Below are 10,920 nucleotides of genomic sequence, written 5' to 3'. Positions count from 1 at the left end.
GGTGTTCAACCCCCCAGGTTGAGCGTGAGTTTGGTGACGGCGAACGCCTCGGCGTATCGCTCGTGGCATTCGATGCCGCGGATCCGGGCGAGGCCGAGGAAGGCCTCCCGGTCGTACCAGGGGCGGTGCTGCTGCGAGGGGTAGTGCTCCTGCAGCAGCCGCACCTTCTGTTCGGCGGTCTCCGGCGACAGCGGCTGGTACGCCGCCATGCGGCCGAGATCGCCGTCCCACTTGACGATCTCGTAGCCGAGCACGAGGTGGTCGCGGAACGCGGTGGGTATCAGCCGCGCCAGGCCGCGGTGGTCCTGGTGCGCGTCGTCCGTGCGCGGTGCCAGGACGAGGTCCGGGTCGGTCTGTCCGCGCAGTTCCTCGACCGCGGCCTTGGCCTCGTCCCAGTGCGTGGGCAGCCGGCCGTCCGGCAGCTTGTGCACGGTCAGCCGCAGGTCGGCGCCGGGGCAGAAGGCGGTGAGCGCGGCCTGCTCCTCCTGCTCGCGCTCGCTGCCGCCGCCGGAGAGCACCAGCGCGTCGACGCGGATGCCCGGCCGCGCCTGACAGAGCGTCAGCAGGGTGCCGCCGGCGCCGATGGCGATGTCGTCGCAGTGCGCGCCCACCGCCACGATCCGGTCGAGTCGACCGGCTCCGAGCCTGATCACGCACGCACCCCCGCGCTGTCCCGCTCCCACACGGCCCACGGGCGGTCGCCCCGGGTGTAGGCCTCGTCGAGCGCGGCGCGCTCCTTCACGGTGTCGGTCGGCTTCCAGAAGCCGCGGTGCTGGTGTGCCACCAGCCGCCCCCGCTTGGCCAGTTGGGCACATCCGTCGGCGACGAGGTCGCCGTTCTCCGGTATGTGGTCGAAGACCTCCTGGCGGAGCACGAAGTAGCCGCCGTTCTCCCACAGCGGCATGTCGCTCACCGCGGTGATACCGCCCACCAGACCGTCCTCGCCCAACTCCACGCAGTGGAAGGAGGATTGGGGCGGTACGACCATCATCGACGCGCCGGCGTCGCGCTGGGCGAACTTGTCGATCATCTCCGGCAGCGGGGCGTCGGTGAGCACGTCGGCGTAGTTGGCGAGGAACATCTCGTCGCCGTCCAGATGGTGCCGCACCCGGCGCAGCCGCTCCCCGATCGGTGACTCGATGCCGGTCTGCGCGAAGGTGATCGTCCAGTCGGCGATGTCGGTGGACAGCAGCTCGGTGCGCCCGCCCCGCAGGACGAAGTCGTTGGAGGCGGTCTCCTCGTAGTTGAGGAAGAACTCCTTGATGTGGTGGGCGCCGTAGCCGAGGCACAGGATGAACTCCGTGTGCCCGAAGTGCGCGTAGTAGCGCATGACGTGCCAGATCAGCGGTCGCGGTCCGACCATCGCCATCGGCTTGGGCACGTCGTCGGAGGTTCCGTTGCGCATGCGCATCCCGTAACCGCCGCAGAACAGGACGACCTTCATGCTGTGACCTCTTTCGACTGCGCCGCCTCGACGATGCTCAGTTCCGGGATGGGGAAGACCAGCCGGCCGCCCCACTCGTGGACGTAGGACAGCTGCTCGACCAGTTCGGCCCGCAGGTTCCAGGGGAGGACGAGGACGTAGTCCGGCTTGTCGGCTGCTATCTGCTCGGGCGGCAGGATCGGGATGCGGGTGCCCGGGGTGAACCTGCCGTGCTTGTACGGGTTGCGGTCGACCGTGTACGCGAGCAGGTCGGGCCGGATGCCGCAGTGGTTGAGCAGGGTGTTGCCCTTGCCCGGGGCGCCGTAGCCGACGACCGTCTCGCCGCGCTCGGCCGCCTCGACGAGGAACCGCAGGAGATCCCGGCGCACCTTGGCCACCCGGGCGGAGAACTCGGTGTACCCCGACAGCTCCTGCAGGCCGGCGGCCTTCTCCCGGGCCAGCACGTCGGCCACCCGCTGCGACGGCTCCCCCGCCACCTCGGCCGGCCGGGCCCACAGCCGGATGGACCCGCCGTGCGTGGGCAGCAACTCGACGTCCACGAGGGCGAGTCCGCCGCTCGCGAGGGCCCGGATCGCGGAGGCGACCGTGTAGTACTGGAAGTGCTCGTGGTAGATCGTGTCGTACTGGTTCTCCTCGATCAGGGTCAGCAGGTGCTGCACCTCGATGGAGACCCAGCCGTCGTCGGCGACCAGCGCGCGCAGCCCCTGGGTGAATCCGACGACGTCGGGGATGTGCGCGTACACGTTGTTGGCCACGACCAGGTCCGCCGGTCCGTGCTCGGCGCGGACGGCCGAGCCGGTGTCGGGGCTGAGGAAGTCCGTGCGCGTGGGCACCCCCGCCTCGCGCGCCGCGGCACCGACGTTCACCGAGGGCTCGATGCCCAGGCAGCGGATCCCCCGGTCCACCACGTGCCGCAGCAAGTAGCCGTCGTTGCTGGCGACTTCGACCACGAAGGCGTCGGCGCCGAGGTCCAGCCGCTGTACGGCGCCGTCGACGTACGTGCGCGCGTGCTCCACCCAGGAGGTCGAGAACGAGGAGAAGTACGCGTACTCCTTGAACGTCTCCTCCGGCGTGATCAGCGGCGGTATCTGCGCGAGCCAGCAGTCGGAGCAGACCCGCAGGTTCAGCGGGTACGTCTGCTCCGGCAGGTCCAGTTGGTCCGCGGCGAGAAAGCTCTCGCACGGTGGTGTCGCCCCCAGGTCGACGACGCTCGTCATCGCCTCCGAGCCGCAGAGTCGGCATCGTGTCATGTGCTGTCCCCATCCCCCCTGCTCGCGCGGGTGTCCCCGCCGCGAGCCAGTGCTGACCGACCCGCGATCGCGGTGCGGTACTCCTCCAGCAGGCGCTCCAGGCCGACGGCCGGGCTGAATCCCTGCTCGTAGCGGCGCCGGGCCGCCTGCCCCATCTCCCGGTTGCGGGCCGGCTCGGCCGCGATCCGGCGTATGCAGGACGCGAGCGAGTCGGCCTCGCCCGGCCGGTGCAGCAGCCCGGTGACGCCGTCCTCGACGAGTTCGACGAAGGCGCCGTGGCCCGCGGCGACGGTCGGCACCCCGGCCGCCATCGCCTCCACGACCACCAGGCCGAACGCCTCCAGCCACGTCGAGGGCGCCACCACGGCGACCGAGCGCGCGATGGCCTTCTGGCACTCCGCCGTGTCCAGCAGGCCGACGTAACGCACGTCGTCCCGGCCCGCGGCCCAGGCGGTCACCTCCGGCTCCAGCGGCCCGGTGCCGGCGATCACGAGCGGTACGCCGACACCGCCGCCCGCCGCGATCTCGTCCCACGCGGTCATGAGCAGCCGGACGCCCTTGGCCTCCGCGAGCCGGCCGAGATAGAGCACGTGCTCGCCGTCACCGGTTCGGCAACTGCCCGGATCCGGCACGAAGTTGTGCTTCACCGCCAGCCGCTCGGCCGGCATGCCGGACCGCACCAGGACGTCACGCTGCGCCGCGGAGATGCAGAGGAACCGCTCCACGCCGGACCACCAGCGCCGCCGGTTGACCGACAGGCTGACGGCGAGCGGCACCGTCGCGAGGCGGGAGTCGCGGTAGCAGCCGTGCCGGACGGCGGGCAGCGGTGTCGAGCCGACGCACTCGGTGCACGGCCGGCCGTCCCGCTGGAGCGTGCCGGGCGGGCAGACCTGGGTGTAGTTGTGCAGCGTGGCGACGGCGGGCACCCCGGCGTCGGCGCAGGCGGCGAGCACCGCGGGCGACAGGAGCGGGAAGACGTTGTGGACGTGCACCACGTCCGGCCGCTCGGCGCGCAGCTTGGCGGCGAGTTCCGTGCGCACCGCCGGGTTCCACGGCACGAGCAGCGGCACCGCGACCTTGCCGAGGAGGGAGCGGGCGCCGATGTCGTCGCTGCGCCGCTCGAACACCTCGACCCGGTGACCGGCCGAGCGCAGCAGGTCCACCTCCTGGTCGACGACCTTGTTCTCCCCGCTCGGCTGTGCGGAGCCGTAGCGGTTGTGCACCACGATGATGTGCATGCTCAGGTCACCTCCGATCTACGGGCCCAGCGCGGGACATGTCGTCGGGAGGCTTCGGGCAGCAGGAGGGGGGCGGCCTGGGCGGGGACCGCCAACAGCGAGGCGGCCAGGGCCAGATGGAGCAGATACGGCGAGGCGTCGCCGAGTCCGGCCTCGGTGTACGAGGCGATCGCGCAGTAGCTGATCAGGAAGATCGCGCAGGACCTCTCCAGCGACGGCGGCCGCAGCAGCGCGACGCCGCCCAGCACGGCGATGATCACCGCGACGAGGGTGACGCCGATCAGGCCCTGCTCGTTGTAGACGGCCAGCCAGCTGTTGTCGATCGGCAGCCCGCCGAACGACTTGTCGCCCAGGCCCACGCCGAACGCCTGCTGCGCGGCGGACCGGGGCTCGGCCAGCAGGGCGTTCCAGACCTTGGCCCGGCCGGTGAGACTGGAGAAGTTCTCCTGGCTCTGGCCGCGCAGGAACCAGGTCTGCAGCGCGGAGGCGAAGCCGACCGCGGCCACCACGGAGATCAGCACCGACCAGCTGAAGAAGCGGCGGGCCGCGGCGCTGGTGAGGACGAGCGAGCCGATCGCCAGCACCAGCCCGAGGAGCAGGCCGAGCGTGGCCGTCCGGGTGTGGGTCAGCGCGAGCAGCACCAGCGACGGCACGATGACCAGCACGGCGCTGGTCCGGTCGACGCGGCGGCCCACGACGAGCAGCGCGGTGAGGCCGATGATGACCGCCGCGTACTGCCCGATCTGCGGCGGGGTGAGCGGCCACAGGGCGCCGACGAGACGTCCGCCGTAGAGGCCGGGCAGAGCCTTGCCCGGTGCGACGACGAGGCCGACGGTCACGGAGCCGAGCACCGCGAAGTACGCCCGGATGTGGTACCGGACGAAGGTCAGGCCGCCGTCCCACCAGCGGGTGAGCAGCCACAGGGTGCCGATGAAGAGGGCCAGCCGGAAGCAGCGGAACAGCGCGCCGAGCCCGGACTCCAGGCTCGCGCTGGAGATCACGCTCGACACCAGCAGCAGGCTGAGCAGGAGCACGTAGGCGCTGGGCCGGATGCGCACCCGTTGGTTGGCCACGAGTGCCAGCGCGAACGCGGCGACCAGCGAGCCCATCGTGACCATCTGGATGAGGGAGCGGGGCAGCGGGACGATGGTCTTCGCCCCGGCGGAGCCGAGCGTGTTGAGGACCAGCAGCCCCCAGACGATCCCGACGGTCTTCGGGGTGCCGGCCGGGCGCGGTGCGGCGCCGGGCGGCGTCCCCGCCGTGGCCGCCGCGCGCGTCAGGTTCTCGGCCATCTCAACCACCGGCCTGAAGGTCGAGGGTGCTGCCCTTGTCCTGCAGGTAGGGCGCTGCCTGCCACTGCCCGAAGTCGAGCACCTTGCTCTGGTCCTCGGCGACGAACTTCCACGGCCCGACATAGACGTTGTCGTGCCAGCGGTTGTGCTGCTTCTCGGTGATGGCGTCGGCCACCTGCTCGCCCTTGTAGGGCGACCAGTCCGGATAGGTGCCGTAGTTGGACAGCACGGCCATGCGGTCGCACATCTCCGTGCACTTGACGACGGACTCGTCGAGCACGAAGCGGTTGTCGTGGATGTCCACCCGCTGGGTCTTCCACCGGCAGTCGGAGTAGAGCGGTGCCTTGGCGATGGCCGGCCGCACGCAGCTGGCGGTCTTCTTCACCAGCAGCGTGCAGTCGCCGGAGGAGGTGTTGGCGGGGCTGTTGCAGAACCGGTCGGCGTTCTCCCAGAGGGTGATCCCGGACCAGTTGTCCTCCAGCACGTTCCGGTAGATCTCGATCTTGTCGGTACGGGCCTTGACCCGGGGTTCGCCGCCGGACTCGGACAGGTAGACGGTCGCGTACGGGAAGTTGTCGCCGCCGTCGGCCGCCTTGCGGCCCTCGACCCAGTTGTTCCGCCGGATCGTGTTGTCCCGGATGACCGCGTTGTAGCTGGTCTCGTAGATCAGCGCGGCACCGTCATTGGCCTCGATCACGTTGTTCTCGATGCGGAAGTCGTTGTTGTTGGTGTCCGCCCACAGTCCGGCGCCGCGGTTGTCGTGCACCCAGTTCCCGCTGATCTCCGCGCCGTCGACCTCCCAGAACTTGATGCCTCCGGTGCAGCCGCAGCCCTCCTTGCGCCGCTCCCAGTCACCGGTGTTGTTGCCCGTGATCTCGTTGCCCTCGACCACCAGGCCGGTGAGACGGCCGTTGCCCTTGTACGCGTTCATGCCGTACTGGCCGTTGTCGCGCAGGCAGTCGGCGCGGACCTGCTGGCGGGCACCGGCCATCAGCCCGGCGCCGGAGTTGTTCTGGATCGTGGCGTCCTCGATCACCCATCCGTCGGCCGAGTCGTGGTTGACCACGCCCTCGTCCTGGGGCGCGACGAAACCCTGCACCGTCAGATAGCGGATGGTGACATCGGGGGCGTTGCCGGTGAACGCGTACTGGTTCTTCTTCCGGCCGTCGAGCACCGCGCCCGGCGCACCGAGGTAGCGGTCCCCCTTCTTGGGGATGACCTGGGCGTACCGGTCCGGGTCGAGCCTGTGCTTGCCGGGCCGGAGCCAGAACGTGGTGTTCGGAGGGCTGTTCTTGGTCTTCGCCGCCAGGTCGCCGACCACGGCGGGGTCGACGGTCACCGCGCCCGCCGGTGCCTTCGCCGGGCCGGCCGCGGGGTTGGCGCAGACCCGGGCCACGGTCCGGGCGGCGGACGTGGACGTCGACGGCGCGGCGGTCGGCTTCGTCGTGGCCGGGGCGCTCGACGTGCTGTCGCAGCCGGTCGCCGTCAGCAGGGCCAGCGCCAGCGGTGCCGCCGCCAGCGCCCAGGGTCGCCTCGTGATCCTCACGCGCCCCCCTGGCCGCGGAACCCGAGCACGGTGGTGAACCCGTCCGCGCCGTCGGCGAAACCGGAGCCGATCAGCGTGGTGGTGGGTTCCTTGCGCCCGAATCCGGCGGAGTACCAGCCCAGCGGCGGGTCGCTCTCGCCGCGATGCGCCTGCCAGGACAGCTGCGCGGGCAGGTCGAGCACCGCGGAACGCTCCTCACCGTCCCGGGTCCAGGTGAGCACGGCCCGGTGCCCGGCCAGGTCGGCGGCGATCGCCGGGCCGAGGTGGAATGCCAGCCGCACGTCCCGGCGCGGGCCGTGCTGGCCGCGGACCTCGTCGACGATCCTCAACTCCTGGCTCGCGGCGGCCAGTTCCACCCGGCGGCGGTGCACCGAGCCCTGGTAGCCGTCGTGCTCGGCGGCCCAACGGGCCACCCCCGCACCGGAGTTGTCCACGTCCAGGACGCGGGTGCGGGCGTGCCGGGTCCACAGGAACGGGCCGCCGGAGACGGACTGGTCAACGCCGTCCAGTTGCAGGGTGTTGTGCCCGAGGGTCGACCGGAAGTACTGCCGCCACGCGGGCTGCCCGTGGTAGCAGTACGTCCCCGGGTCGGCGAGCACGTCCACCCCGTCGTGCCGGACCTCCACGGACAGCGCGTCGGCGTGGGCGTGCGCGGCGATGGACAGGAAGCCGTGCGGACCGCCGTCGCAGCGGCACCAGATCTCCTCGGGACCGCGCAGGACGGTGAGCCCCGCGTCGGCGAAGTGGTCGGGCCTGGTCGCCGGGCGTGCGTCCGCGTCCTTCGCGTACGGCTTGATGAGCGCGGTCAGCAGCGGGGTGCGCACATCGGCGCCGGCCACCTTCGGCCACCAGTCGAGCCGGCCGAACACGGCGTCGCCGGTGGCGAGCAGCGAGGCCCAGCGGTCGGTGCCCGCGCCGTCCAGGACCAGGCCGAAGCCGTCGTCCGCATCTCCTTGGCGGGGCGGACGCAGCCGGTTGTCCACTACGGCCGCGAGCGCGTCGGTCATCCGCAGCAGCACCAGCCGGAGCGACTCGGGCACCGGCACACCGGCGGCGTCCGCCTCCGCCAGCGCGGCCAGGCCGAGTTCCAGCACGAGTCCGTGGTACTCGGTGGCCAGCTCGCGGTTGAGGCCGGAGTCGAAGGTGTTGGCGCGCAACTCCCGCTCCAGCGACCGCAGCGCGTCCGATCGCCAACGCCCCGACGAGGGGAACCAGTTGAAGGCGCAGGCCGCGGCGAACTGTCCGGCGGTCTCGGCGATGACGTGGTTGTTCGCCGAGGAACCCCGGCTGGGGAAGGCGGCCAGCCAGCGCTGGTGGTGCCAGATCTGGTTCAGCGCCACCGGGTTGCCCTCGAACAGCTCGGCCGCGCCCGGCCAGCCGTCGAGCAGCCGGCGGATCCACACCCAGGACAGCAGCCGGATGCCCAGCTCGATCCCGCTGATCCAATGCACGCCTTGCAGCGGCGGGTTGGCCGCCCACCACGACCGCAGATGGGCGGCGACGCGCTCGGCGTACCGCTCGTCGCCGGTGACCGCGTAGGCGGCGGCGAGCACGGTGAGGTACTGGTGCCTCGACGGCTCCCAGATCTGCTTGACGTCCCCGGCCACGTCCTCGTCGCGGTACGGCACGTCGAAGGCGTAGCCCGACGGGACCCGGCGCCCGGTCTTCGGGTCGTGGAACCAGTCCGGGTCGGTGAGGTCGTCGCGGACCACGCCGAAGAACTCGGCGTGCCCGCCCATCAGTCGGTCCGCCTCGGCGACCAGCCGTTTGACGGCGTCCGGCGCCACCTCGGCGACCGTGCCCGCGGGCAGGACGGCGGTGAAGCGGGCGCCGGAGACGCTCGGACAGTCCGGCCGCGCCGACCGCCAGCGCCGCCTGCGCACGGCGTCGCCCGCCCGGCCCGCGACCTCGCGCGGGCCCATCCGGGAGAGCCGGCGCAGGTACCAGCCCGCGCTCATGGTCATGGCGTCCTCGCCAAGGTCACCGGCGCGCCGGCGGCCAGACCGGTCCCCACGGCGAGGGTGGCCGCCGTGGTGGCGACCAGCGACTCCAGCGGCACCGGCATCGGCCCGCCGGTCCGAACTGCCTTGACGAACGCGGCCAGTTCGGCGTTCTGGCCCTTGTCCCGGGCCTTGGGCAGCCGCGAACTGACCCACTTCTTGGGGCCGTGGACCGAGGCACGGACGAAGTCGTCGAGCTTCAGCACCTTGCCGTCCCCGACCAGGTCCAGGGTCTCCTTGGGGAAGCCGGAGGCGCCGGTGGTGACGTAGCTGATGGTGGCGGTGGAGCCGTCCGGGTAGCGCAGGACGACCTGGAGGTCCTCGTTGCCGGGCGCGGCCGTCGCGTACACGGAGACCGGGTCGGCGTCGAGCAGCCAGCTCGCCGTGTCGATGAAGTGGCCGCCCTCACCGGCGAACCGCGAGCCCTCGGCGCCCTGTTGGAGGTACCAGCTGCCGTGCTGCAGCTTGCCCGCGTTGACGAGATAGCGCAGGCTCGCCGGGCCGGTCCGGGCGCCGAACCGCTCCTTGGCCTCCGTCAGCAGCGGTGCGAAGCGGCGGTTGAAGCCCACCTGGAGGCGGTCGTTGCCGGACTCCTCCACCGCCGCGAGCACTCCGGCGAGCTCGTCCTCGGTGAGGGCCAGGGGCTTCTCCACGAACACCGTCTTGCCGGCCAGCAGCGCCTGCCGGGTCAGTTCGGCGTGCGAGCTGTGCCGGGTGACGACGAACACCGCGTCGACGGACTTGTCGCCGAGGACGGCGTCGAGGTCGGTGGTCGCCTTGGCGAAGCCGAACTTCCGCTGCGCGTTGGCCCCGGAGAGCGCGGTCGTGGTGACCACGGTCGACAGCTCGACGCCCTCGCGCCGGGCCAGGTGCGGCAGCAGCATCGACGTCGCGTAGTTGCCGGCACCGACGAACGCGAGCCGCACCGGGCTCTTCGCGGACCGGGCCGGGGTGGACACCTTGGCGGCGGGCGGCACCGCGGGCACGGCCACCGACGGGGCCTCCGCCTCCTCCGTCTGCTCGGGATACCGGAACAGCACGGCCACGGCCTTCAACTCGCCGTCCTTCAGGCGCTGATACGTCTCCACGGCGTCGTCGAAGTCGGCAATGTGGGAGACCAGGGGCTCCACGTCGACGCGGCCCCGGGCGACGAGGTCGAGGAAACAGGCCAGGTTGCGACGCTCGGTCCAGCGCACGTAGCCGATCGGGTAGTCCCGGCCCTCCAGCTCGTACGACGGGTCGTAGCGCCCGGGGCCGTACGAGCGCGAGAAGCGGACGTCGAGCTCCTTCTCGTAGTACGCGTTCCAGGGCAGGTCGAGGCGGCACTTGCCGATGTCGACGACCCGGCCGCGGTCCCGCGCGAGCCGGGCGGCCAGCTCGACGGGCTGGTTGCTGCCGCCGCCGGCGGCCAGGAACACCTGGTCCACGCCGTGACCGTCGGTGAGTTCGGCGACGGCCGCCTCCACAGCCGGGGACGCGGGGTCGCCGCAGGCCATGGCGCCCAGGCGCTCGGCGAGTTCGCAGCGCGACGGGTCGGGGTCGGCGCCGACCACGCGGACCCCGGCGGCGGTGAGCAGCTGCACCACCAGCTGCCCGATCAGCCCGAGGCCGATGACCAGTGCCACCTCGCCGAGCTGCGGCTCTCCCTGGCGGACGCCCTGCATCGCGATCGAGCCGACGGTGCCGAAGGCCGCGTGCTGCGGGGCGAGACCGTCGGGGACCGGGGCGTAGAGGTTCTTCGGCACCCAGTTCAACTCGGCGTGCAGCGCGTGCTCGTTGCCGGCACAGGCCACGAGGTCGCCGACCTTCACGTCGTCGATCCCGGCGCCGACCTGCTCGACGACCCCGCACAGCGAGTAGCCCAGCGGGGTGTAGGAGTCCAGCTTGCCCATCACCTTGCGGTAGGTGGCGGGCACCCCGTTGGTGGCCACGCTCTGCATGACCTTGGCCACCTGGTCCGGCCTGGAGCGGGCCTTGCCCAGCATCGACATGCCGGCCTCGGAGACCTTCATGAGCTCGGTGCCGGTGGATATCAGCGAGTAGGCGCTGCGCACCAGCACCCCGCCCGGCTTGCATCCCGGTACCGGAACGTCGAGCACCGCCAGCTCGCCGCTCTTGTAGTTCTGTACAACCTGCTTCACCAGAACTCC

8 protein-coding genes are annotated in these 10,920 nt (G+C 71.7%); all 8 read right to left on the bottom strand.

Going from position 1 to position 10,920, the window contains the following annotated elements:
* Nucleotides 1-5: 5 nt before the first annotated feature.
* Genes R2B38_RS37165 through R2B38_RS37130 form a run of 8 tightly spaced genes read right to left on the bottom strand, consistent with a single transcriptional unit; the run spans nt 6 to nt 10,911 of the window.
* Nucleotides 6-653 (bottom strand): PIG-L deacetylase family protein, encoded by a 648-nt coding sequence (locus tag R2B38_RS37165; protein ID WP_318020182.1) that lies wholly within the window; start codon nt 651-653, stop codon nt 6-8.
* On the bottom strand, nt 650-1,444 hold the full coding sequence (locus R2B38_RS37160; RefSeq protein ID WP_033283317.1) for a sugar phosphate nucleotidyltransferase: 795 nt from the start codon (nt 1,442-1,444) through the stop codon (nt 650-652). Before R2B38_RS37160 ends, R2B38_RS37165 begins: the two co-directional genes overlap by 4 nt.
* Complete coding sequence (locus R2B38_RS37155) at nt 1,441-2,694, bottom strand: class I SAM-dependent methyltransferase (RefSeq protein ID WP_318020181.1); 1,254 nt, start codon at nt 2,692-2,694, stop codon at nt 1,441-1,443. The genes R2B38_RS37160 and R2B38_RS37155 overlap by 4 nt, the downstream gene beginning before the upstream one ends.
* Nucleotides 2,691-3,932, bottom strand: coding sequence for a glycosyltransferase (locus R2B38_RS37150; protein WP_318020180.1), 1,242 nt, complete (start codon nt 3,930-3,932; stop codon nt 2,691-2,693). The genes R2B38_RS37155 and R2B38_RS37150 overlap by 4 nt, the downstream gene beginning before the upstream one ends.
* Before the next feature lie 2 nt (nt 3,933-3,934).
* Complete coding sequence (locus tag R2B38_RS37145) at nt 3,935-5,224, bottom strand: O-antigen ligase domain-containing protein (RefSeq protein ID WP_318020179.1); 1,290 nt, start codon at nt 5,222-5,224, stop codon at nt 3,935-3,937.
* A gap of 1 nt (nt 5,225) precedes the next feature.
* Complete coding sequence (locus tag R2B38_RS37140; RefSeq protein WP_318020178.1) at nt 5,226-6,770, bottom strand: right-handed parallel beta-helix repeat-containing protein; 1,545 nt, start codon at nt 6,768-6,770, stop codon at nt 5,226-5,228.
* The gene (locus R2B38_RS37135) at nt 6,767-8,734 is read right to left on the bottom strand and encodes an alginate lyase family protein (protein WP_318020177.1); all 1,968 of its coding nucleotides are present in this window, start codon (nt 8,732-8,734) and stop codon (nt 6,767-6,769) included. Before R2B38_RS37135 ends, R2B38_RS37140 begins: the two co-directional genes overlap by 4 nt.
* Nucleotides 8,731-10,911: a bi-domain-containing oxidoreductase gene (locus tag R2B38_RS37130; protein WP_318020175.1), complete on the bottom strand. Its 2,181-nt coding sequence runs from the start codon at nt 10,909-10,911 to the stop codon at nt 8,731-8,733. Before R2B38_RS37130 ends, R2B38_RS37135 begins: the two co-directional genes overlap by 4 nt.
* Nucleotides 10,912-10,920 lie beyond the last annotated feature (9 nt).

The organism is Streptomyces sp. N50 (assembly GCF_033335955.1).
Lineage (GTDB): Bacteria > Actinomycetota > Actinomycetes > Streptomycetales > Streptomycetaceae > Streptomyces.
This window is presented reverse-complemented; position numbering and strand designations above follow the sequence as displayed.